The sequence below is a fragment of the Streptomyces coffeae genome, assembly GCF_016741875.1.
GTDB lineage: Bacteria > Actinomycetota > Actinomycetes > Streptomycetales > Streptomycetaceae > Streptomyces > Streptomyces coffeae.
The window spans coordinates 69,952-95,176 of the sequence record NZ_JAERRF010000021.1 but is presented as its reverse complement, the minus strand read 5'-3'; the positions used below and the strand labels follow the sequence as shown (position 1 = coordinate 95,176).

Genomic DNA, 25,225 nt, shown 5'->3' with positions numbered 1-25,225 from the left:
ATGCCCGCTGTTAAAGTGAACGCGGCGGTTCTGAGGTCCACAAGCCCGGACACCGCGGAAAACCCGCACATGACAGGGGGACGATCCGTGCCGACCGCGGATGAATTGCTGGGAGCCGAGGTGGTGGCGGATCTCGCCGCCCGGATGGCGGCCGTGGACCCCGGCCGGCCGCTCACCGCCGTCACGCGAACCGTGAACGCGCTGGACGGACTCGGGCTGCGGCAGCGCAGCGATCTCGTCCGTGACGCGCTGCTCACCGATCTGCCGGGTGACTACCCGGAGCTGGCCAAGCGGGTGCGGGCCGCGCTCGGCGACGTGGGGTTCACCGGCTGGCTGATCTGGCCGGTGAGTGAGGCCGTGGCGGTCCGGGCGCTGCAAACCTTGGAGGCGGGTGTGGCGCACCCGGCGCACCCGGGGGATGTCTTCGAGGACGCGCTCCGGCTGCTCGCGGCGCTCACCCCCCGCTTGACGTGCGAGTACGCCATCAGGCGGCTGCTGAACGCCGATCCGGACCGGGCCATGGCGGTGATACGGGAGTGGACCGCGCACCCCGATGAGCATGTGCGGCGGCTGGCCAGCGAGGGCACCCGGCCACGGCTGCCCTGGGCGGTCCGGGTACCCGCCCTCTTCGCCCGGCCCGAGGCCACCCTGCCGCTCCTCGACGCGCTGTACCGCGACCCGTCGGAGTATGTGCGGCGCTCGGTGGCCAACCACCTCAATGACATCAGCCACGACCGGCCGGAGCTGGCCGTGGAAACCGCCACCGCCTGGGCGGCGGCCCCCGACGCCGAGACGCCCCGGGTGATCCGGCACGCCCTGCGCACGGTGGTGAAGCGCGGGGATCCGCGGGCCCTGGCGCTGCTCGGCTTCGAACCGGTCAGCACCCTGGCCGTGTCCGGTCCGACGGTGGCCGAGCCCGTCGTCCGGGTCGGTGGCGAACTGCGTTTCGGCTTCACCCTGGAGAACACCGGGAGCACACCGCTGCGGCTGGCCATCGACTACATCGTCCACTACCGCAAGGCCAACGGCACCACCGCCCCGAAGGTGTACAAGCTGACCACCATGACACTGGAGCCGGGGGAGACGGAGACCCTCAGCCGGGCGCGCTCGTTCAAGCCGATCAGCACCCGGGTGTTCCACCCCGGTGAACACACGCTGGAGCTCCAGATCAACGGAGAGCCGCGTGGCTCGGCCCCGTTCGGCCTCGTGGTGCCCGCCGATGAGCGCTGAGCGCCGGTCGTGAACGGGCGGCCACTCACGACAGCGGCCACTCAGGACAGGGGTCAGCGTCCGGATATCCGGTCGGCGAGCAGGGCGATGGGCGAGGTGGTGGTCCGTCCGGCGGCCTCGGAGCGGTCGGCCGCGCGATAGGCGGCGTACATGCCGTGCACCCCGAGCCAGCGCAGCGGTTCCGGTTCCCATTTGCGGGTGCGGTGGCCGACCCACGGAAGTGCGGTCAGCTCGGTGGAACGGCCCAGCAGCAGATCGCACAGGGTGCGTCCGGCCAGATGGGTGGCGGCCACACCGTGGCCGACATAGCCTCCGGCGAAGCCCATACCGGTGGCCGGGTCGAAGTCGATCGAGGCGCACCAGTCACGGGGGACGGCCAGCACACCCGACCAGGCGTGGTCGATCGCGATCTCGGCGGTGTCCGGGAAGAGTGAGGTCAGGATGCGCCTCAGGGCGCGCACGGTGTCGGCGGAGGTCTGCCCCGCCCGGTCGGTGCGTGACCCGAAGCGATACGGCACACCCCGGCCGCCGATCGCGATCCGCCCGTCGGGGGTGCGCTGCCCGTAGGTGTACGCATGGGTGGCGTCGCTCAGCAGCTCCTGCCCCTCCCAGCCGAGCCGCTGCCACAGCCGGTCGGGGAGCGGTTCGGTGACGATCATCGAGGAGTTCATCGGCAGCCAGGTGCGCCGCTCGCCCTCCAGCGCGCTGGTGAAGCCCTCGGTGGCGCGTACGATCCGGTCGGCGCGGATGGTGCCGAACGGTGTGCTGACCCGGCCCGGCGCCAGCGCGGTCACCGGAGTGGACTCCAGGATCCGTACCCCGCGCGCCGCGACCGCCTCCGCCAGCCCGCGCACCAGCTTGGCCGGGTGGACCCGGGCGCAGTGCGGATTGTGGTAACCGGCCAGCGCCCCGTCCAGCCGCAGCCGCTCGGTGACCTCCGGTGCGCTCAGCCAGGCCAGATCCGCCGTCCCCCAGTGGCGCGCCTGCTCGTACATCGCCCGCAGCCGGGGCAGTTGGGCCGCCCCGTGGGCGATGGTGAGATAGCCGCTGCGGACGATATCGGCCTCGATGCCCTCGGCCTCCGCCACCGCGATCACCTCGTCGACGGTCCGGACCATCTCCCGCTGGAGGGCGAGCACGGCCTCGCGGCCCCGCCGCTCGGCGTAGGTGGCGGGCGATCCGGCGATCTTGCTGCTCAGCCAGCCCGCGTTCCGCCCCGACGCCCCGAATCCGGCGAACTCCCGCTCCACGACGGTGATATCGAGCTCGGGCGCGGCCCGCTTGAGGTAATACGCGGTCCACAGCCCCGTGAAGCCCGCGCCCACCACACACACATCGGTGGTGAGATCGCCGTCCAGCGGTGGCCGTCGTTCGGGGAAGCCGGTCTGGCGGTACCAGAAGGACACATTTCCGTTCAGCACTACGGCACTCATCCCATCGTGTAGTCCGGCCGCCGGCCGGGCGGTGGTCGGGTCAGTAACTGGGCGGACTGATCACCCACAGCACACGCGCACCGGCCCCGGCCGTCTCGCACAGCCGGTGCGGTACGGCCGAGGAGTAGCGGATGCTGTCGCCGGCGCCGAGGGTGAAGCCACGCTCGCCCAGGTGGAGCCGGACCGTGCCCTCGAGGACGTACAGGAACTCCTCCGAATCGCCGTGGCTGTACGGGGTCTCGCCCGTCGAGCCACCGGCGTCGAACTCCCCGAGGAACACCTCGAGATGGTGCTGCGGCCCCGGCGTCAGCCGGAACTTGCGTCCGCCGAGCACCCCGAGCGCCAGCCGCGGCGCCTCGTCGGCCCGCAGCACACTCGGCCCGCTGGTGAAGTCGTCGCCGAACAGATCGGCCACCTTGAGGCCGAGCGCGGAGGAGATCTGCTGGAGGGTGGCGATGCTCGGATTGGCCTGACCGCGCTCTATCTGGCTCAGATAGCCCTCGCTGATCCCGGCGGACCCGGCGACGGCCTTGAGCGTCAGACGGCGGGCCTTGCGCAGGGTGCGCAGCCGCTCGCCCACGGACTCGTCGTCGCCCCCGGACCGCTGGGCGGGGCGTTCATGTTCCATGGCGAGCCACCGTAGAGACGACTGAGCGGACGGCACAAGGGTCTGTGGCGAGAACTCAGAAATCTTTACTCGATGCCCGATGCCCGATGCCCGATGCCCGATGCCCTCGAGACGGACGTCAGCGAGGTGGCGGGCCCCGAAAGCAGTGAGCGGTGTGAGCCACGGGTGGAGGACCACCCGGAGGCGCTGCTGAGCCGGCACGGCGCGGCCTGGCGGGTGGGCGGGGTGGTCTCCGCCGAGTTGATCAGGCGTAACGGACGGGGGCGGCAGGGCTGAGCCATGACCTCCCGTCAGGAACGGCTGGCCGGAGTGAACGCCGTGGCGAGGGGCCGGTGCGCGGTGCGCACCGGCCCCTCGCCGTCCGGGCGTGCCTCAGGAAGCCGCCTGGTCCATGCGCTCCCGCAGACTGCGGGGCCGCATATCGGTCCAGACCTCGTCGACATGGGCCGAGCACTCCTCCTTCGTGCCCTCCTTCCCGACCGGCTGCCAGCCGTCGGGCACTTCGAGATCGGCGAGCCACAGGGAGTACTGGTCCTCGTCGTTGCGCAGCACCTGGTAGCGGGCGTTGTCGTCCATGGTGTTCTCCTCTTCGATCCGGTTTGCGTGTTCGTACGCGGGGTCGGCGGTTCGGAAGTCCGGTGTCAGCTGTCCTCGGGCGGCTCCTCCTCCGGGCGGTCCCGGGGCAGTCCGCGCAGGGTGGGGCCCGCGGTGGTCAGGACGGCCGCGGCGGTGATACCGGCCGAGCACACCAGGATCGCCCCGTCGCCCGGCAGGACCTCGGTGAGCAGACCGCCCAGCGCGGGCCCCGCCGCCCCGGCCGCGCCGCATGCGAGCACCAGCACACTGGTGAGCCGCCCGCGTAAGCCGTCGGGGGTGCGCAGCAACTGGTCGGTCATGATGGCGGTGTTCGCCGTCGGCGGGAACAGTGCCATCAGTGCGAACAGCACCCCGGTGAGATAGCCGTCGTGTACCAGCACGGCGACCGGGGTGAGCAGGGCCAGCGCCCAGAACACCGCCACGATGGCGCGGTACGGCCCGAGCCGGCGGTGCCAGACGGGTGCCACCAGCGCTCCCACCAGCCCGCCCGCCCCCAGCATGGCCGCCATGACACCGACCTCCCCGGAGGGCACCCCCCGGGTCCCGGCGAGCACCACCACCACGATGTAGAAGGCGCTGAAGAACAGGTTCAGCACGATGGCGCACGCAACGGTCACCCGGATCGCGCGCTCCCGCCACACCCACCGCAGCCCGTCCAGCACCTCCCGCCCCGGATGCGGCGCCGGGCCCGTGGGGCGCTCGCGCCGCGGCAGCCGCAGGAAGAGCAGGGCGGTGAACGACACCGCGTGGGTCACGGCGTCCGCGAGGAACGGTACAAAGCGCCCCGCGGCGAAGAGGAATCCACCGGTGGCGGTGCCCGAGAGCTGCCCCATCGAGGCGCGGGCGGTGTTCATCGCGACGGCCGTGGGCAGTTGGGCGTCGGACACCAGCGCGGGCAGGGACGCGCTCTCGGCCGGTTCGAAGAGGGCGGCGCAGGCCCCGAACACCGCGGCGACGGCCACCATGTGCGCCACGGTGGCCGTGTCCGTCCACACCGCCACCGCCAGGCTGACGGCGGACACCGTCTGGGCCGCCTCGCACACCAGCATGATGGCCTTGCGGTCGTAGCGGTCCGCCAGCACACCGGCGGGCAGCCCGGCCACCATCTGGGCGGCGGCGATGGTGCCCATGACGAGCCCGGAGGCGGCGCCGGAGCCGGTGAGCGCCAGCACCAGCAGCGGGAACGCGATCATCGTCGCGTGGAAACCGAACTCCGACACTGCCTGACTGCCCCACAGCAGCCGGTAGTCGCGGTTGCGGGACAGCGGCTGCTCCGGGCCGGCCCGCTCCCCGGCCGTGACACCCGGGTCGTCCGGCGCCATGGCCCTCCGCTCCCCGGTCATCCGTCGCCCCGGCAGTCCCGGGCGATACGGCGCAGCGCGTCCGCGAAGTCCGCGGCCACCGCCTCCACCGTGGACCGCTCGTGCACATCGGGGTGGTAGTACCAGGTGAAACCCAGCCGTCCGTCCTGCACCGCGCCCACGACCTCCAGCAGATGGGAACCGCCCTGGCCCGGGTCGTGGTCCTGGCCGAAGGAACCGTGCTCGGCGTGGAACAGACCGCCCTGGGCCTGCGAGGAGCGGGCGTCCCACTGGCCCAGGTAGTTGAAGACGATCTGCGGCCCCGCGCCGCCGCCGGTCAGCCGCTCCCGTACCTCGGGTGCCCCGAAGCTCCGCAGCGCGCCGAAGCCGAAGCCATTGCCGGGCACGGTCCGCAACTGCCGCCGGACCGACTTGACCAGCGCCCGCCAGTCGGTCGCCGCGAGATCATCGCTCTCCGGCCGGCCGGGCACCTCGAAGGAGACGGGGTACATCGTGGTGAACCAGCCGACCGTACGGGACAGATCGGCGCCCTCGACCACGTCCTCCCGGCCGTGGCCCTCGAGTTCGACGGAGACCCGCCCGCGTCCGGTCCAGCGGGCGAGTGCCAGCGCGAGGGCGGCCAGCAGCACATCGTTGATCCGGGTGCGGTACGCGGTGGGGGCCGAGCGCAGCAGAGCCTCGGTGTCCGTCTCGTCGACCTCGACCGGCACCGTGTCCGTCTCCGCGCCCGGGGTGTCGACGGTGTGGTCGGCGGGAAGCGGCCGGGCCTCCAGCGCGGTGGCCCAGTGGTCGGCCTCGTGGTCCAGTCCGCCGCCGGCCACATGGGCGGCGAGCCCGGTGGCCCAGTCGCGGAACGAGGTGGTCTTGGGGCCGAGGTCGACGGGTTCGCCCCGGAGGCTCTGCTGATACGCGGTGTCCAGGTCGTCCAGCACGATCCGCCAGGACACCCCGTCGATGACCAGATGATGGGCGGTCAGAAAGAGGAACGGACGACGGGTGTGCCCGCGCCGGAACAGCACCGCCTTCAGCAGTGGGCCCCGGTCCAGCGCGAAGCTCGCGTGCGTTGCGTCGGCCGTCTCCTCCATCGCCGTGTCCGCCTCGGCCGGTGCCAGTCCGGACAGATCGTGCCGGGTCAGCACGGTGGCCTCGGGATCGGGCCCCGGGTTCTCCTGCCGCCACTCCTCCCCGTCCCGGGTGAACCGCATCCGCAAGCCGTCATGGTGCACCAGCAGGGCGGCGAGGGCCTTCTCGAGCGCGGTCTCGTCCGGCTCCTGGTGCAGCTCCAGCAGCGCGGACTGGTTGAAGTGGTGCGGATGGACGGTGTGGGTGGCGAAGAACCAGCGCTGGATCGGGGTGAGCGGAAGGGATCCGGTGACCGGCTCCGACCGGGTCCGGTCCCGCTCGGCCGTCACCACCTCCGCCAGGGCGGCCACCGACTGGTGGGCGAACAGATCCTTGGTGGACATGTGCAGCCCGGCCTGCCGGGCCCGCGACACCACCTGGATGGAGAGGATGGAGTCCCCGCCGAGGTCGAAGAAGTTGTCGTGGGCGCCGACCCGTTCCAGCCCCAGGACATCCGCCCAGATCGCCGCGATCCGGCTCTCCAGCGGGGTGCGCGGCGCGATATGTCCGGTACCGGAGGAGGCCGGTGCCGGATCGGGGTCGGGCAGCGCACGCCGGTCCACCTTGCCGTTCGGGGTGAGCGGCAGGGCGTCCAGGGTGGCGTACGCCGAGGGCACCATGTGGTCCGGGAGGATCCGGCCCAGGAAGTCGCGCAGCGACGCGGCGGTGGGGGAGGCGCCAGGGGCCGGGATCACATAGCCGACCAGCCGCTTCAGCCCCGACGGCGGCTCGGGCGCGGGCGCGGTGTCCCGGACGGCGACCACCGCGTCGCGCACCTCGGGGCTGCGCCGCAACGCGGCCTCCACCTCACCGGGTTCGATACGGAACCCGCGCACCTTGACCTGGTCGTCGGCCCGGCCGAGGAATCGCAGGGTCCCGTCCGTGTCCCAGCGCACCACATCGCCCGTGCGGTACATCCGCCCGCCCGCCGGGCCGAACGGATCGGCCAGGAACCGCGCGGCGGTCAGCCCCGCCCGGCCCGGATAGCCGCGCGCCAGCCCCGGACCCGCCACATACAGCTCCCCGGCCACACCCACCGGCACCGGACGCAGCGACTCGTCCAGCACATAGGCGCGGCTGCCCGGGATCGGGCGGCCGATCGGCGGAGCCGCGGATCCGGCGGTGAGCGGCTCCGACCAGGTGCTCACCACCGTGGCCTCGGTCGGGCCATAGGAGTTGATCATCCGCCGGCCGGGAGCCCAGCGGTCCACCAGGGCGGCGGGGCAGGTGTCACCGCCGACGATCAGGGTGCGCAGCCGAGGGAGTTCGGTCCGCGGAACGGTGGCCAGCGCCGCCGGGGGAATCAGGGCGTGGGTGATCCGCTCCTGGTGCAGCACCTCCGCGAGCCGCTCACCGAGCAGCGGACCCTCGTCCGCGACCACCAGAGTGGCCCCGCTGGTCAGCGCGGCGCACAGCTCCAGGACGGAGGCGTCGAAACTGGGGGAGGCGAACTGGAGCACCCGGTCCCCGGCGCGGACGTCGTACTGCGCGGTACACGCGGCCGAGAAGTTCGCCAGTCCCGCGTGGCTGACCACCACGCCCTTGGGGACCCCGGTGGAACCGGAGGTGTAGATGACATACGCCGGGTGGTCCGGCACCAGTTCCGCTGCCTCCGGCGGCCCCTCGGGGCCCTCGTCGACCCAGACGGACGCCGGGTCGTCGACCACCACCGCGGGCCCGGCGTCCTTGAGCATGAACGCCTTCCGTTCCTCGGGATAGGCCGGATCGACGGGCAGGAACGCACCGCCCGCCTTCACCACGGCCAGCTGTGCCACCACCATCTCCACCGACCGCGGCAGAACCAGCGCCACCAGCCGCTCCGGGCCCGCACCCCGCCCGGCCAGTCGGCGGGCCAGCCGGTTCGCGGCCATGTCCAGCGTGGCGTAGCTGAGTTCGCCCGCCGGGTGGCGGACGGCCGTGGCGTCCGGTGCCGCCGCCACCTGTCGTGCGAACAGCTCGGGCAGGGTGGCGGGCGCCACCGGCCGCCCGGTGGCGTTCCACTCCACCAGGGTGCGCCGCAGCTCCTCCGGGGTGGTCAGGGGCAGGGCGCCCACCGGCCGGTCCGGGTCCTCGGCGATAGCGGTGAGCAGGGCCTTCAGGGCGCCGCCCAGCCGCTCGGCGGTCGAGGCGTCGAACAGATCGGTGTTGTAGCCGATCAGTCCGCGCAGCGCGCCGTCCCCGCCCTCGGCGAACTCCAGGGTGAGGTCGAAACTCGCGGTCCGGACGTCGAGTTCGACATCCTCCAGCACCAGTCCGGGCAGCTCCATCGCCGGTGCGGGGATGTTCTGGAGCACGACCATCGCCTGGAACAGCGGTGTCCGGCTGGTGTCCCGGGCAGGCTGCACCTCGTCCACCACCCGCTCGAACGGCACGCTCTGGTGGGCGAAGGCGTCCAGTACGGTGCCGCGCACCTCGGCGAGGAAGTCGGTGAAGCCACGCCGGGGATCCACCGAGGAGCGCAGCACCAGGGTGTTGACGAAGAACCCGATCAGCCGCTCCACCTCGGTGCGGTCCCGGCCCGAGGTCACCGTGCCCACGGCGATGTCCCGCCGGCCCGACAGCCGGGACAGCAGGATCTGGGACGCCGCCACCAGCGTCATGAACAGAGTGGTGCCCCGGCTCCGGCCACGGTCCTTCAGCCGTCCGGCCATATCCGCGGGCAGCGTGAACTCCACGGTGGCGCCGTTGCGGGTCTGCACCGCCGGACGGGGCCGGTCGGTGGGCAGCTCCAGCGGTGGCACCCCGGCCAGCTGATGCTTCCAGTAGGCGAGTTGTTCCTCGGCGTGCGGACCGGACAGCTCGGCGCGCTGCCAGGCCGCGTAGTCCGCGTACCCCACCGGCAGCGGGGACAGATCCGGTGTGCCGCCGCTCAGCTCCGCCCGGTACAGCTCCCGCAGATCACCGGTGAGCACCCCGGTGGACCAGCCGTCGGTGATGATGTGATGCAGCGTCAGGCCGAGGACATGGTCCCGCGCGTCCATCCGGATCAGCGCGGTGCGCAGCAGCGGGCCGCGCCGCAGATCGAACGGGCGGGCCCGCTCGTACCCCAGCAGTTCCGCCAGTTCGGCTTCCCGCTCCCCGGCGGACAGCTCCGACAGATCGGTGGGGGTGAGCCGGATCTCGGCGGGCGGACGCACGATCTGCACACCCCGGCCGTCCACCGTGTCGAAGGTGGTCCGCAGTGACTCGTGCCGGGCCACCAGCGCGGTCAGCGCCCTGCTCAGCGCCTCGACGTCGAGGTCCCCGCGCATCCGCAGCGCCAGCGGGGTGATGTACTCCGTGCTGTCCGGTTCGAAGGAGTCCAGGAACCACAGACGTTGCTGGGCATACGACAGCGGCAGCTCCGCGTCCCGGCTCACCGGCGCGATCGGGGTGAGCCGCGGCCCGGTACGGCCCTCCGGCGCGCCGAGGGCCGCGGCAAGCGCGGCGACGGTCGGATGGGTGAACACCATCCGGGGCGACAGCTCCCGGCCGAACGCCTCCCGCAGCCGCGAGGTGAGCCGGATGCTGAGGATCGAATCACCGCCCAGCGCGAAGAAGTTGTCCTCGGCGCCGACCTGTTCCACCCCCAGCACCTCGGCCCAGAGCGCCGCCGTCAGCCGCTCCGCCGCGCCGCGCGGCGGCCGTGAGAGGGCTCGCTCCGCGGCCGGGGCCGGGGCGGGCAGCGCCGTACGGTCCACCTTGCCGTTGCGGCTCAGCGGCAGCGCGGCAAGCGGCACCACGGCCGACGGCACCATGTAGTCGGGCAACCGGTCCGCCGCGTGCGTGCGCAGGTGTTCACCATCCACCGGCGCCCCGTCCGCCGCCACCACATACGCCACCAGCCGCTTGGCTCCCGGACGGTCCTCCCGGGCCACCACCGCGACATCGGCGACCGACGGATGCGCGGCGAGCACCCGCTCCACCTCGCCCGGCTCGATCCGGAAACCACGCACCTTCACCTGGTCGTCGGCGCGCCCGGCGAACTCCACCGTGCCGTCCGGCCGCCGCCGCGCCAGATCCCCGGTGCGGTACATCCGCCCCCCGGGCGGGCCGTACGGATCGGCCAGGAACGAGGCCGCGGTCGGGCCGGGTTGGCCCAGATAGCCGCGTGCCACGCCCTCCCCGGCGACGTAGAGCTCCCCGGCCACACCCGGGGGCACGATCCGCAGCCGCGCGTCCAGGACGTACACCCGGGTGTGGTCCAGCGGGCGGCCGATCGGCACCGTCTCCGGCACCCCGTCCGCCCCGGACATCGCGAAGCACGTGGCGAACGTCGTCGTCTCCGTCGGACCGTAGCCGTCCACGACGGTCAGCCCGGGGCAGTGCGCCAGCACCCGGCGCACCGAGGCCGCGGGCACCACATCGCCACCGGTCCACACCTCGCGCAGGCCCGCGAAACAGTCCGGGGCGTCCTGGGCCAGCAGCCGGAACAGCCCGGCGGTCAGCCACACGCCCGTCACCCGGTGCTCCGCCACCAGCGCCCGCAGCGCCCCGGCGTCCAGCTCGCCCGGCGGCGCCACCACCACCTGTCCGCCGCGCAGCAGCGGCACCCACACCTCGTAGGTGGCGGCGTCGAATGCCACCGGCGAGTGCAGCGGCACCCGTTCGTGTCCGCCGCCGTCGAAGCCCCGGTGCAGGGCGAGCGCCACGACATCGCGGTGGCGCACCCCCACCGCCTTCGGCTCCCCGGTCGACCCGGATGTGAACATCACATACGCCAGCTGGTCCCGGTGCGTCGCCGGGACCGGCGGCGGGGTCCGCCCGGTGTCGCGCGCGGCCGCCACCTCATCGGCCGTCAGCGTCACCGCCGCGCCCACCCGCCGAAGCAGCGCCGCCCGCCGCTCACCCGGGGCGCGTACGTCCACCGGTACGTACACCCCACCGGCCTTGACCACCGCCAGTTGCGCCACGACCAGTTCGGCCGACCGGTCCATCAGCAGCCCGACCCGGTCCTCGGTCCGCACCCCGGACCGCACGAGCACCTCCGCCAGCCGGTCCGACCAGGTGTCGAGCGCGCGGTAGTCGAGCACGGTGGCACCGTCGGTGACGGCCACCGCCTCCGGAGTGCGCCCGGCCCGCTCGGCGAACAGCTCCGCGAGCGAACCGGTGGGCAGCGGCGGGGCGGTGGTGTGCCACTCCGCCACGGCCGCCCGGCGCTCCGGTGCGGTCAGCAGCTCCAGGTCGTCCAGGGTGCTCCCGGCGCCGTCGGCGATACCGGTCAGCAGGGTCCGCAGATGCCCGGCGGCCCGCTCGGCCGTGGCCGTGTCGAACAGCGCGGGGTCGTAGGCGATGTCGAATCCGAGCGTCTCGCCCAGATAGGCCCGCAGGCACAACGGGAAGCTGGTGGAGTCCTCGGCCCGCACCTCGTGGACGACGATCCCGGCACCGGCCGTGGAGGACTCGTCGAAGGGGTAGTTCTCAAAGACCACCATGCTGTCGAAGAGCGCCTCACCGGGTGGCAGTGCGCTCAGGCCCTGGATCCGGGGCAGGGACACGAAGTCGACGTGCCGGGAGTCGCTCTGGTGCTCCTGGAGCTCGCGCAGCCACTCGGCCACCTCACGGCCGCCCTCGACCACGGCCCTGGTCGGGACCGTGTTGATGAACATGCCGACCATCGTCTCCACACCGGGGAGTTCGGCCGGGCGGCCCGACACGGTGGTGCCGAACACCACGTCGGACACTCCGCCGTAGCGCGACAGCAGCAGCGCCCATGCGCCCTGCACCACCGTGTTCACGGTCAGCCCGTGGCCGCGCGCGGTCTCCCGCAGCCGCGCGGACACCTCCCGGTCCAGCTCCAGCCGGGTCAGCGCGGCCGAGTCGGCGCGGTGTGCCTCCGTGGGCGGCCGGTCGTACGGCAGCGGGGTGCGGGCGGTGAACCCGGCCAGCGCCTCGCGCCACCAGCCCTCGGCTCGCTCCTGGTCCTGCGCGCGCAGCCAGTGCAGGAAGTCCCGGAACGGGCGGCGCGCGGGCGGCTGGGGGGTGCGGCCCTCGACGAGCGCCGCATAGCCCTCGCACACCTCGGCGAAGACCTGGCCGGTGCTCCAGCCGTCCAGCATCACATGGTGTGAGGTCCACACCAGGGTGATCTCGTCGTCGGAGAGCCGGACCAGCGCGATCCGGCTCAGCGGAGCCGCCGTCAGCTCCATTCCGGCCGCCCGGTCCTCGGCCAGCAGCCGGCGCAGCGCCGCCTCCCGCGCGGCCCCGGACAGCTCCCGCCAGTCGTGGTGGCTCACCGGCAGCACCGCCTCGCGGTACATCACCTGCACCGGTGCGGCCAGCCCCTGCCAGCGCACCGCGCTGCGCAGCGCCGGTGTCCGGTCCACCACGGCCTGCCAGGCGGCGGCGAAGGCGTCCGGATCGGTGACCCCGCCGATGCGCAGCGCCATCTGGTCGACATACGCGCCGCCACCGTCGCCGGTGCCGGTCTCCACGAGCCCGTGGAAGAGCATCCCGGTCTGCAACGGGGTCAGCGGACAGATGTCCTCCACCTCGCCGCCGTCGCCCGCGAGCAGATCCACCTGACGCTGGTCCAGTCCGGCCAGCGGGAAGTCGGAGGGGGTACGGCCGCCCGCCCCGGGCGTGGCGCAGTGCTCGACGATCTCCCGCAGCGCGGCCATCACACCGTCGGCCAGCCCGCGCACCGACGCCTCGTCGTACATCCGGGCCGGATAGGTCCAGCCCAGCTCAAGACGCCCGTCCTGGACCGCGCCGGTGATCTCCAGCAGACAGCCGCGGGTCTCCCCGGGGGGCGTGTCCTGCCCGGTCACCGGCAGCGGCTCGCGGAAGAGGCCGGACGCGGTGCCGCCGTCGGCCACGTCCCACTGACCGTGGTAGTTGAAGGAGATCTGCGGGAGGGGACCGGCGCGCAGCGCGTCGGCCGCGGATCCGTCCGGGGCGAGATGGCGCAGCGCGCCGTAGCCCAGACCACGGTGCGGTACGGCACGCAGCTGCTCCTTGACCGACCGCAGGGTGTCGCGCCACCCCGCGTCCGCCGGCACCGTCAGCGCGAGCGGGAACTCGGCGGTGAACCAGCCGGCCGTACGCGACAGGTCGATGTCTTCGAACAGGTCCTCGCGGCCATGGCCCTCCACCCCGATGAGCACCGTGTCCCCGCCGGTCCACCGGGCCAGGGTCCGGCCGAGGGCGCTCAGCAGGACGTCGTTGATCCGGGTGCGGTACACCCCGGGGACATCGCGGAGCAGCGCACCGGTGTCGGCGCGGTCGAGGACGGCGGTCACTGTGGCGGCCGTCTCCTGGGTGTTGACGCCCTCGCGGTCCGCCGGCAGCGCGGTGGCCGGTGTCCGCGCGGTACGCGTCCAGTAGGCCAGCTCGCCGTCGAAGCCGCCGCAGCGCACATGGTCCGCCAGCCGGGCCGCCCACTGGGCGCAGCCGCTGCTCACCGGGGGGAGTTGGGGTGTGCGTCCGTCGGCGGCCTGCCGGTACGCGGTCTCCAGGTCGCCCAGGAGAATGCGCCAGGACACCCCGTCCGCCACCAGATGGTGCGCGGTGAGCAGGAGTTCCGGAGGCTGCCGGTGGCCGGAGGTGAACAGCAGGGCGCGCGCCACCGCCCCCTCGGCGATGTCCAGGCCGGTCTGGGCGCGGACGGTGGCCTCCCGCACCGCCTCGGCCCGTGCCTCCTCGCCGAGCCCCGACAGGTCGTAGCGCTCGAAGACCCCGTCGGGTGCCGTGGGCAGCACCTCCTGCCGCCACCGCCCGCCGGAGACGGTGAACCGGGTGCGCAGCGCGGGATGGTGGGCCACCACGGCACGTATCGCGCACCGCAGCGCGGCCACGTCGAGCTCGTCGGTGAGCCGCAGCCGGTGGGTCATGGTGAAGTGGTGGGCCTCGCCGGGCCGCCGCCCCTCCAGATACGCCTGCTGGATCGGGGTCAGCGGTGCCGGACCGGACGGTGCCGGGGCGGACACCGGCCGCGGAGCGGCCAGGGAGACGGCGCCCACGGCGAGTTCGGCGACGGTCTGGTGGCGGAAGATGTCCTTGGAGGTGAGCCGCAGCCCGGCCTGGCGGGCGCGGGAGACGATCTGGATGCTGAGGATCGAATCGCCGCCCAGGGCGAAGAAGTTGTCCTCCACGCCGACCCGGGGGACGCTCAGCACCTCCGACCAGATCCGGGCCAGTGCGGTTTCGGCCGGGGTGCGCGGCGCGGTGTACGTCTCCGCGTCGGGCCGGGCGGGCGGCGCGGGCAGCGCCCGCCGGTCCGCCTTCCCGCTGTCGGAGCGCGGGATCCGCTCCAGGGTGACGAAGGCGGCCGGGACCATGGAAGCGGGGAGGGTCCGCTTGAGCCAGGCGCGCAGCTCCACCGGATCGGGTAGCGATCCGGGCCGCCCGGCCACCAGATAGGCCACCAGCCGCCGGTGGCCGGTGTCCTCCCGGACCACCACCACGGTGTCCTCGACCGCCGGATGGTCGCGCAGCGCCGCCTCGATCTCACCGGGCTCGATCCGGAAACCACGGATCTTCACCTGGTCGTCGGTGCGGCCCAGGAACTCCAGCGCCCCGTCCGCCGTCCAGCGCGCCCGGTCACCGGTGCGGTACATCCGGGTCCCGGGCGGACCGTACGGATCGGCCACGAAGCGCTCCGCGGTGAGCCCGGGGCGGCGGCGGTAGCCACGGGCGATCTGGGCACCGGCCAGATGCAGTTCACCCGGCACCCCGGGCGGCACCGGACGCAGCGCGCCGTCCAGCACATAGGCGCGCAGATTCCGCCCGGGACGGCCGATGAGCGGCCGGTCGCCGAGCTCGGCCAGCCCCCCGTACACCGCGTCCACGGTGCACTCGGTGGGCCCGTAGAAGTTGTACGCGGCCGTCTGGGGCAGGGCGCGCAGCTCCCGCCACAGCGCCGGGTCCAGGGCCTCGCCGCCCACCATCACGATCCGCGGATGGTGGCGGCCCGGGGCGAACAGCCCGGCGGCGGTCAGCTCGTGGAGATAGGACGGGGTGAGGTCGAGGAAGTCGATACCGCGGGTGCCGATCAGTTCCACCAGCCCGGCCGGGTCCAGCCGTTCGGCGTCGCCGATCAGATGCACCTCCTGCCCCAGGGCCAGCATCAGCGGGCCCTCCCACGAGGTGTCGAAGGAGAACGCGGCGGTCAGCGCGGTGCGCAGCGGACGGCCCGCCTCGGCCGTGTGCGGCTCGACCAGGGCCGCCCGGTGGTCATGGCAGAGGTTGACCAACTGGCGGTGTTCGACGGCCACGCCCTTGGGGCGCCCGGTGGACCCGGAAGTGTAGTTGAGATACGCGGTGTGCTCCGGGCGCAGCGGGGCCCGCCGGTCGCCGTCGTCCGGATCGGTGGCGGGCAGCCCGTCGAGCGGCGCGGCGGCCAGGGCCTCCGGGGTGAGCACCACTTCCGGCGCCGCGTCCTGGAGCAGGAACCGCAGCCGGTCCTCGGGCAGTTCGGGGTCGAGATACAGAGAGGTACCGCCCGCCTTGAGGACGGCCAGCAGCGCCACCAGCAGCGCGGAGGTGCGCGGCAGCCGGACCGCGACCACCGTCTCGGGGGCGACACCGAGGCCGATCAGATGGTGGGCCAGCCGGTTGGCGCGGGCGTTGAGCTGCGCGAAGTCGTAGCGGGCGTCCTCGGCCACCAGCGCGGTGGCGTGCGGGGTCCGGGCCACTTGCTCCTCGAAGAGCCGCGGGAAGGTGGCCTGCGGCACCGCGAGCGCGGTGGCATTCCACTCCTCCAGGACCGTGTGGCGCTCGGCGTCCGAGAGCAGCGGCAGCTCGCCCACGGTGCGCTCCGGGTCCCGCGCCACCGCAGCCAGCAGCAGCCGCAGCTGCCGGGCCATCCGCTCCACGGTCGCCGTGTCGAACAGATCGGTGCTGTACTCCACGAACGCGGTGAGCGTGTCCTCGTGCTCCACGAAGTCGATCCCGAGGTCGAAGCCCGTGGTGCGGCCCGGCATCGGCACGGCCTCCACCGTCAGACCGGGCAGCCGGGGCACCTCACCACCCAGGTTGTGCAGCGCCACCATCACCTGGAACAGCGGGCTGCGGCTGGTGTCCCGCTCCGGCTGGAGCTCGTCCACGATCCGCTCGAACGGCACGTCCTGGTGGGCGAAGGCGTCCAGCACGGTGGCGCGCACCTCGGACAGCAGCTCCCGGAACGGGCGGTCGGCGCGCACCCGGTTCCGCAGCACCAGCGTGTGCACGAACATGCCCACCAGATGCTCCAGTTCGGGGCGCTCCCGTCCGGAGGTCACCGTGCCCACCGCGATGTCCTCCTGCCCCGACCAGCGGGCGAACAGCACCTGGCAGGTGGCGAGGAGAGCGGTGAACAGCGTGCCGTCGGCGCGGCGGCCGGTCTCCCGGAGCCGGGCCACCAGTTCCGCGTCGAGGGTGAACTCCAGCAGCGCGCCGTTCCGGCTCTGCACCGGCGGCCTCGGCCGGTCGGTCGGCAGCTCCAGCGGGACCAGCCCCGCCAGCCGCTCGCGCCAGTGGTCCAGCTGCGCTTCCACCGCCGCCGCCCCGCCTCGCGGATCGCGCTGCCAGGCCGCGTAGTCGGCATAGCCGATGGGCAGTTCGGGCAGCTCGGGGCCGCGTCCGGTCACGGCCGCCGTGTACAGCTCGGTCAGATCGGTGCTGATGACGGCGGTGGACCAGCCGTCCGTGACGAGGTGGTGCATGGTCAGCGTGACGATGTGGTCGGTGTCCGCCAGCCGGATCAGGGAGGTCCGCAGCGGCGGCCCGGTGCGCAGATCGACGGGGGTGGCGGTCTCCCGCGCCAGCAGCCGGTCCAGCTCCCGGGCGCGCTCGGGCTCGGGCAGCCCGCTCAGGTCATGGACCGGAAGCTCCACCCGGTACGGCTCCCGCACCCGTTGCACCCCCCGCCCGTCCACCTCGGCGAAGGTGGTGCGCAGCGACTCGTGCCGGGCCACAAGACCGTCCAGCGCGGCGCCGAGGGCGGCGGTGTCCAGCGGTCCGCGCAGCCGCAGCGCGAAGGGGGTGAGGTACTCGGTGCCGTCGTCGTCGAAGGAGTCCAGGAACCACAGCCGTTGCTGGGGATAGGACAGCGGCAGATCTCCGCCGCGCGGCAGGGACGGGATGGTGTTCCGGGCCGCCGTCGCTCCGGCCGGTGCGGTGAGCGCGGCGGCCAGCGCCGCCACCGTGGCATGGGTGAACAGGACGCGGGGGGACACCTCCGCGCCGAACGCCGCCCGCAGCCGGGAGGCCACCCGGATGGCCAGGATCGAATCCCCGCCCAGCGCGAAGAAGTTGTCCTCCGCGCCGACCTCCCCGGCCCCCAGCACCTCGGCCCACACCCCGGCCACGGTCCGCTCCGCCGGGGTGCGCGGGGCGATCCGTTCGCCACGGGTGGCGAAGCCGTCCGCGCCGGGGGCGGGCAGCGCCTTCCGGTCCAGCTTGCCGTTGGCGGTCAGCGGCAGCGCGTCCAGCGGGACATACGCGGCGGGGACCATATGCGCCGGCAGGGTGCGCTCCAGCGTCTCGCGGAGTGCGGTGACGGACGGCGGCGCGGACGCCTCGGCGGCCACCGTGTACGCCACCAGCCGCCGTACCCCCGGCTGGTCCTCGCGTACGGTCACCACCGCGTCGGCCACGTCCGGATGGGCGGTCAGCGCCGCCTCGATCTCACCGGGCTCGATCCGGAAGCCCCGGATCTTCACCTGCTGGTCGGCGCGGCCCAGATACTCCAGGGTGCCGTCCGCGGTCCACCGCGCCCGGTCGCCGGTGCGGTACATCCGGCCGCCCGCCGGGCCGAACGGGTCCGCGACAAAGCGGGACGCGGTCAGCCCCGGGCGGCGCAGATAGCCGCGGGCGAGCCCCGCCCCGGCCACGTACAGCTCGCCGACCGCGCCCGGCGGCAGCGGCTGAAGGCGGTCGTCGAGTACGTAGACCCGCAGATCGGGGATCCCGGTGCCGATCCCGCTGCCGTTGGCGCGGGCCGCGCCGTCCCGGTCCAGCGCGGTGTAGGTGACATGCACGGTGGTCTCGGTGATGCCGTACATGTTGACCAGCAGCGGCGCGGTGTCCTGGTGGCGCGCGTACCAGCCCGCCAGCCGCCGCGGATCCAGCGCCTCACCGCCGAACACCACCGTGCGCAGGGCCAGTTCGGTACCGGGACACTCCTCGTCGGCGCGCATCAGCGCGGCGAACGCCGAGGGCGTCTGGCTGAGCACCGTCACCCGCTCCTCCGCCAGCAGCCGCAGGAACTCCTCCGGGGAGCGCGAGACGGCGTACGGCACCACCACGAGCCGCCCGCCGTGCAGCAGCGGCCCCCAGATCTCCCACACCGAGAAGTCGAAGGCGTAGGAGTGGAACATCGTCCACACCTCGTCCGGGCCGAAGCCGAACCAAGGGGCGGTGGCGGTGAACAGCCGCACCACATTGCGGTGCGGCACCACCACACCCTTGGGCAGCCCGGTCGAGCCCGAGGTGTAGATGGTGTAGGCGGGGCTGTCCGGCAGCGGTCCGGAACCGGCCGGGACGGTGGCGGGGCGGGACGCCAGATCGGCCACCACCTCCGGATCGTCCAGACACAGCGGGGCCACGTCCCCGGCGCAGCGCGGCGCCAGCTCCCGCGTGGTCACCACCAGCACGGGTACGGCGTCGGCCAGCAGATGCGCGATCCGGGCGGTGGGCAGATCCGGGTCGACCGGCAGATACGCAGCGCCCGTTTTCAGCACCGCCACGATCGCCACGACCATGTCCAGCGAGCGGGGCAGCGCGAGCGCCACATGCCGCTCCCGCCCGGCGCCCTCGGCGGCCAGCCGGTGGGCCAGCCGCCCGGCCCGCGCGTCGAGTTCGGCGTAGGTCAGCGACGCCCCCGCGCACGCGACGGCGGTGGCGTCGGGGGTGCGGGCCACCTGCTCGGCGAACACCTCCACCACGGTCCGCTCGGCCGACGGCCACCGTGCGGCATCCGGTCCGGCCCACTCCCCGAGCAGCCGGGCGCGCTCCGCGTCGGTGGTCCACGGCAGGGCCCGCAGCGGGCGGGCCGGGTCCGCCGCCAACTGCCGCAGCAGCAGGCACAGCCGGTCGGCGAGGGCGGCCGCGGTCCGTTCGTCGAACAGACCGGGGTCATAGCCGAGGTCGAAACCGAGCCGGTCGGACAGATGCGCCCGCAGACTCAGCGGGAAGTTGGTGGCGTCGGTGGACCGCACCTCGACGATCCGCAGGCCCGCCTCGCGCGCCGAGGAGTCGTCGAAGGGGTAGTTCTCGAAGGCCACCATGCTGTCGAAGAGCGCGGTGCCCGCCGGGACCTCGCTCCAGCCGGTCAGCTGGGCCAGCGAGACCGCCTCGAAGCGCCGCGACCCGGCCTGTGCCATCTGGAGCTCCCGCAGCCACTCCACGGTGTCGCGGGCGCCGTCCACCCGTACCCGGGTGGGCAGGGTGTTGATGAACATGCCCACCATCGACTCCACCCCGGCCAGTTCGGCCGGGCGGCCCGAGACGGTGGTGCCGAAGACCACGTCCCGCTCACCGCTGTACCGCGAAAGCAGCAGCGCCCAGGCGCCCTGCACCAGGGTGTTGACGGTGAGCCCGTGGCGCTGCGCGGTACGCCGCAGCTCGTCCGAGGCGTCCCGGCCGAGCGCCACCGACAGGGTGGCGGAGGACCGGGCCCGGTGCGATGCGAGGGGCCCGCGGTCCCAGGGCAGCGGGGTGGGTGCGGTGAAGCCGGCGAGCAGCGACCGCCAGTGCTCCCGCGCCTCCGTGTCGTCCTGGCCGTCCAGCCACTGGAGATAGTCGCGGAACGGGCGACGGGCGGGCAGGACGGGGCGGTCGCCCCGGGCCACCGCGGCGTACCGCTCACACACCTCGGTGAACACCTGCGCCAGGCTCCAGCCGTCCAGGACCAGATGGTGCGAAGTCCAGATCAGCGCCAGCCGGTCGCCGGTCAGCCGCGCCAGGGTGAGCCGCATCAGCGGCGGTGCACTCAGATCGACACCGCGCGCCAGATCCTCCGCCCGGACCCGCTCCAGCTCGGCCTCGCGCCGCTCCTCGGGCAGTTCCCGCCAGTCCAGCTGGGTCACCGGTATGTCCACCTGCCGGTGGACGAGCTGCACCGGTCGTTCGACGTCCTCCCACACCACCGCGGAGCGCAGGACGGGGGTGCGGTCCACCGTCTCCTGCCAGGCGTCGGCGAACGCCCGCGGATCGTCCACCCCCTCCAGGATCAGGGTGGCCTGGTCGAGGTAGACGTCCTCCTCGCCGCCCACCAGCCGGTGGAAGAGCATGCCCTCCTGAAGGGATGTCAGCGGGAGGATGTCCTCGACGTCCCGGCCGTCACCGGCCAGCCGGTCCACCCCCGCCTGGTCCAGCCGGGCGAGCGGGAAGTCCGAGGGGGTACGGCCACCGGCGTCCGGCCGCCCGCAGTGCCACACGATCTCCCGCAGCGCGCCGAGCATGGCATCGGCCAGCCGCCGCACCGTGGAACCGTGGTGCACCTGGTCGGAGTAGAGCCAGGTCAGCTCCAGTTCGCCAGCGGCCACCAGCCCGGACACATCGAGCGCGTAGGTGGACGGCTCCTCGGCGGCGAGGTCCCGGCCCAGGCTCTCACCGGTGAGGGTGAACCCGCCCGCGTCGCCCGAAGCGTCCCACTGGCCGTGGTAGTTGAAGCACACCTCGGGCAGTGGCAGCGCGCGCAAGCGCCGGGCGGCGGAGTCCGGTGCGCTGAGATGGGCCAGTGCCTCGAAGCTCAGACCCCGGTGCGGCAGGGCGCGCACCTGCTCCTTCACGGACTTCAGCACCGCGCCCCAGTCGTGTCCGGGCAGGGTGAGTGCCACCGGGTACTGGGTGGTGAACCAGCCGACGGTACGCGACAGATCGGCCGTCTCGTCGATCTCCTCCCGGCCGTGGCCCTCCATGGCCACCAGCACCCGGTCGCTCCGCGTCCAGTCGGCCAGCACCCGTCCGAGCGCGCTCATCAGCACATCGTTGACCTGGGTGCGGTACACCCCGGGCACCCGGCGCAGCAGTGCGTCGGTGGTGTCCCGGTCAAGACGCGCCCGGACGGTACGGGTGGAGCCCGCGGTCGCCCGGCCCGGGAGGTCCACCGGGAGCGGGGCGCCGCCGGTCCGTCCCACGCCCTCCCAGTACGGCAGATCGCCGTCCAGACCGCCGCCGCGCACCAGGGCGTTCAGCCGGTGGGCCCAGCGGGTGAAGGGGGTTCCGGCCGGTTCCAGCCGCACCGGCTCCCCGGCGGCGGACTGACGGTAGGCGCTTTCCAGATCGCCGAGCAGAATGCGCCACGAGACGCTGTCCACGGCCAGATGGTGTGCGGTGAGGAACAGCCGCGGCCGGGCCCCGGCTCCGCGCACCAGCAGCGCGGCGCGCAACAACGCGCCGCTTTCCAGGTCGAGTTCGGCGCGGGCGGCGTCGGCCGCCGCCTCCGCCGCGGCGCGCTCCTCCTCGGCGCGCAGCGCCGACAGGTCGTGGCGGCGCAGCAGCGGCCCGGCCACGGCGCCGTCGGTCCGCTGCCGCCACCCGTCGCCGTCGGCGGCGAACCGGGTGCGCAGGGCCGGGTGATGGGCGGCCACGGCCTCCAGGGCGGCCGCGAGCGCGGTCTCGTCCAGGTCGTGGGGGAGGTCGGCCACCATCGACATGGTGAAGTGGCGCAGCGGGCCGTGGGTGGCGAAGAACCAGTGCTGGATCGGGGTCAGCGGCGCCGGACCGGTGTCGTCCGGTCGCTCGGCCGCGGTGTCGGGCGCGGTCCGCTCGGCCACCGCGGCGGCCAGGTCGGCCACGGTCTGGTGGAGGAAGATGTCCCGCGAGGTGAGCCGCAGTCCGGTCTGGCGGGCGCGGGAGACGGTCTGGATGCCGAGGATCGAATCGCCGCCGAGTTCGAAGAAGTTGTCCGTGGCGCCGACCGATCCGGCGCCGAGCACCTCGGCCCAGATCCGCGCGAGCTCCTTCTCCACCGGGGTGCGCGGGGGCACATAGGTGTGCTCCCGCCGGTCCGCCTCGGTCCGCGGGGCCGGCAGCGCCCGCCGGTCCAGTTTGCCGCTGGTGGTCAGTGGCATGGTGTCCAGCGCGGTGAACACCGCCGGGACCATATGGCCCGGCAGGGTCCGCCCCAGGGCGGCCCGCAACTCGGCGGCGGCCGGCGGCTCGAGCCCGGCGGCCGGTACGTAGTACGCGGCCAGCCGGGCGTGACCGCGGTCGTCGGCCACGGCGACGACGGCGGCCTCGGCGACGGACGGCAGATCGAGCAACGCGGCCTCGATCTCCCCCGGTTCGATCCGATGGCCACGGACCTTCACCTGGTCGTCCACCCGGCCGAGGTAGTCCAGCTCCCCGTCGGCGGTCCAGCGCGCCAGATCGCCGGTGCGGTACATCCGGCTGCCCGGCGGGCCGTAGGGGTCGGCCACAAAGCGTTCCGCGGTGAGTCCGGGGCGGCGTACATAGCCGCGCGCGAGCTGTGCACCGGACAGATACAGCTCCCCCGCCACGCCCACCGGCACCGGCCGGAGCCGGGCGTCCAGCACCTGGGCGCGCAGATTGCCCAGGGGCCGCCCCACCACCGGCCGCCCGGCCCCGGTGATCCGGGCGGAGAGCGCGTCGACCGCGCACTCGGTGGGCCCGTAGAAGTTGTACGCGGTGGTGCCGTTCACCCCGGCCAGCTCCCGCCACAGCGTCTGGCCGACCGCCTCACCGCCCAGCATCATTACCCGCGGGCGGTGGCGGGCGTCGGTGAGCAGCCCGGCCGGAAGGAGCTGGCGCAGATAGGAGGGGGTGAGATCGAGGAAGTCGATCCGGTGCTCGATGACATGGCCGACCAGGGCGGCCGGGTCCAGCCGGGTGGCCTCGTCGATCAGGTGCAGCTCATGGCCGTCGGCCATCAGCAGCAACCCCTCCAGCGAGGTGTCGAAGGAGAACGAGGCGGTCAGCGCGGCGCGCAGCCGTCCGCCACCGGCCTCGGCCACCAGTCCGTGCCGGTGGTTGACCAGCAGGTTCACCATCGCGCGGTGGGACACGGCCACGCCCTTGGGGCGACCGGTCGAACCGGAGGTGTAGATGACATACGCCGCGCCGTCCGGGTCCAGGGCGGCGGTCCGGCCGGTGTCCGTGGCATCGGACACCGCTTCACCGGCGGACAGCTCCCGCAGCACCGCCTCGTCGAGCACCAGCGCCGGTTCCGCGTCGGCCACCAGGAACGCCAGCCGCTCGGCGGGGAGTTCGGGGTCGAGCGGCAGATAGGCCCCACCGGACTTGAGCACGGCCAGGATCGCCACCACCATGTCGGCGGTGCGCGGCTGCCGCACCCCCACCACCCGTTCGGGACCCACCCCGCGCGCGATCAGTTGGCGCGCCAGCCGGTCGGCGGCGGCGTTCAGCTCCGCGAAGGTGTACGCCGTGTCCCCGGCGACCAGCGCGGTGGCTTCCGGGGTACGGGCCGTCTGCGCCTCGAACACCGCCGGGAACGTGGCCGGTCGCACCGCGCGGACGGGGCCACGCCCGGCCTCCGTCACCCGCAGCAGCTCCTCACCGGTCAGCAGCGGCACCTCCCGCAGGGGCCGCTCCGGCTCGGCCGTCACCCCGTCCAGCAGGGCCAGCAGATGCCCCGCCATCCGCTCGATGGTCCCCGCGTCGAACAGGTCGGTGCTGTACTCCAGCAGACCCCGCAGCTCCGCCCCGTCCGCCACGAACTCCACGCTGAGGTCGAACGTCGAGGACCTGCGGGGGACATCGACGCTCTGGGCCGTCAGCCCGGCCGGACGCGGCGTGCCGCGCGGGGTGCTGTGCAGCAGCACCATCACGTCGAACAGTGGATTGCGACCCGCGTCCCGGCGCGCCCCCACCGCCTCCACCAGCCGCTCGAACGGCGTCTCGTCGTGGGCGAAGGCGTCCAGCACCAGGGCGCCCGCGTCGTCGAGGAGTTCACGGAACGAGCGCGCGGTGTCCACCGCCGACCGCAGCACCAGCGTGTTGACGAAGAAGCCGACGGCGCGCTCCAGTTCGGTTCGGCTCCGCCCCGAGGTGACCGTGCCGATCGCGATGTCGTCCTGCCCCGTCCAGCGGGCGAACAGCCCCTGGCAGACGGCCACCAGCGCGCTGAAGAGGGTGGTGCGCTGCTGCGCTGCCAGCTCCCGGAGCCGGGACGCGGTGGCCGCGGACACGGTGAAGGTGTGCACCGCGCCCGCCGAGGTGCGCACCGCGGGCCGCGGCCGGTCGGTGGGCAACTCCAGCGGCACGGTGTCCTTCAGTCGCTCCGTCCAGTAGCCGAGCTGACGCTCCAGGGCCGCCCCGGACAGCCGCTCCCGCTGCCACACCGCGAAGTCCGGGTACTGCACCGGCACCGGCGGCAGCGGATCCGGGCCCCCGGGCGTGGCCGCGGCGCCGTACAGGGCACACAGCTCGTCGGTGAGCACACCCATCGACCAGCCATCGGTGATGATGTGATGGGCCGTCAGCAGCAGGATGTGTTCCGTGTCGGCCACCCGTATCAGCAGCGCGCGCAGCAGCGGTCCGGTCCGCAGATCGAACGGGCGGGCGTACTCCTGGAGCAGCAGCCGGTCCAGCTCCGCCGCACCGTCCTCAGCGTTGCTCTCCGCGTCGCGGAGGTCCGCGACCGGCAGCGGGAGCGGGGCGGGCGGGGACACCACCTGCGCGGGACGGCCGCCGGTGTCCTCGAACGTGGTCCGCAGCGCCTCGTGCCGCGCCACCAGACCGTCCAGCGCCCGGGAGAGCGCCGGGCGGTCCAGGGCACCGGTCAGCCGCAGTGCCACCGCGCTGTTGTAGCCCGCCTCGTCCGGCTGGAGGGTGTGCAGGAACCACAGGCGGGTCTGCGCGAAGGACAGCGGAAGCGGCCGGGTGCGGTCCGCGCGGGGGATCGCCTCGGCGTGTCCGGCCCTGCCCGCCAGCCGACGTCGCAGGGCTTCCCGCAGCTCTTCCGGCAGGGCGGCGGCGCGGCTCTTCCTCGAAGACGTCATCGTCTG

Annotated in this window: 7 protein-coding genes; 2 read left to right on the top strand and 5 right to left on the bottom strand. The window is 73.6% G+C overall.

The window, feature by feature from the left end; translation table 11 throughout:
- Positions 1-87: 87 nt before the first annotated feature.
- The gene (locus JK363_RS29240; protein WP_201879408.1) at positions 88-1,230 is read left to right on the top strand and encodes a DNA alkylation repair protein; all 1,143 of its coding nucleotides are present in this window, start codon (positions 88-90) and stop codon (positions 1,228-1,230) included.
- Positions 1,231-1,283: 53 nt separating this feature from the next.
- On the opposite strand, the gene JK363_RS29235 is transcribed toward JK363_RS29240, so the two are convergent.
- Together JK363_RS29235 and JK363_RS29230 are read right to left on the bottom strand one after the other, a co-directional pair.
- Positions 1,284-2,663 carry an NAD(P)/FAD-dependent oxidoreductase gene (locus tag JK363_RS29235; protein ID WP_201879407.1) on the bottom strand — a complete coding sequence of 460 codons (1,380 nt, stop codon included), beginning with the start codon at positions 2,661-2,663 and terminating at the stop codon, positions 1,284-1,286.
- A 40-nt stretch (positions 2,664-2,703) separates the two neighbouring features.
- A complete protein-coding gene (locus tag JK363_RS29230) occupies positions 2,704-3,291 on the bottom strand; it encodes a helix-turn-helix domain-containing protein (RefSeq protein ID WP_201879405.1) in 588 nt (195 codons plus the stop codon).
- 72 nt (positions 3,292-3,363) lie between these two features.
- Here JK363_RS29230 and JK363_RS29225 point away from each other — a divergent pair, with 72 nt between their 5' ends.
- The gene (locus JK363_RS29225; RefSeq protein WP_201879403.1) at positions 3,364-3,567 is read left to right on the top strand and encodes a hypothetical protein; all 204 of its coding nucleotides are present in this window, start codon (positions 3,364-3,366) and stop codon (positions 3,565-3,567) included.
- Positions 3,568-3,663: 96 nt separating this feature from the next.
- Here the strand turns inward: JK363_RS29225 and JK363_RS29220 are convergent, their stop codons facing one another.
- The 3 genes from JK363_RS29220 to JK363_RS29210 form a co-directional block, all read right to left on the bottom strand.
- On the bottom strand, positions 3,664-3,867 hold the full coding sequence (locus tag JK363_RS29220) for an MbtH family protein (protein WP_201879402.1): 204 nt from the start codon (positions 3,865-3,867) through the stop codon (positions 3,664-3,666).
- A gap of 65 nt (positions 3,868-3,932) precedes the next feature.
- Positions 3,933-5,210, bottom strand: coding sequence for an MFS transporter (locus JK363_RS29215; RefSeq protein ID WP_236076196.1), 1,278 nt, complete (start codon positions 5,208-5,210; stop codon positions 3,933-3,935).
- Between the two features lie 17 nt (positions 5,211-5,227).
- Entirely contained in the window at positions 5,228-25,219 is a 19,992-nt protein-coding gene (locus JK363_RS29210) for a non-ribosomal peptide synthase/polyketide synthase (protein WP_201879399.1), read from the bottom strand.
- Positions 25,220-25,225 lie beyond the last annotated feature (6 nt).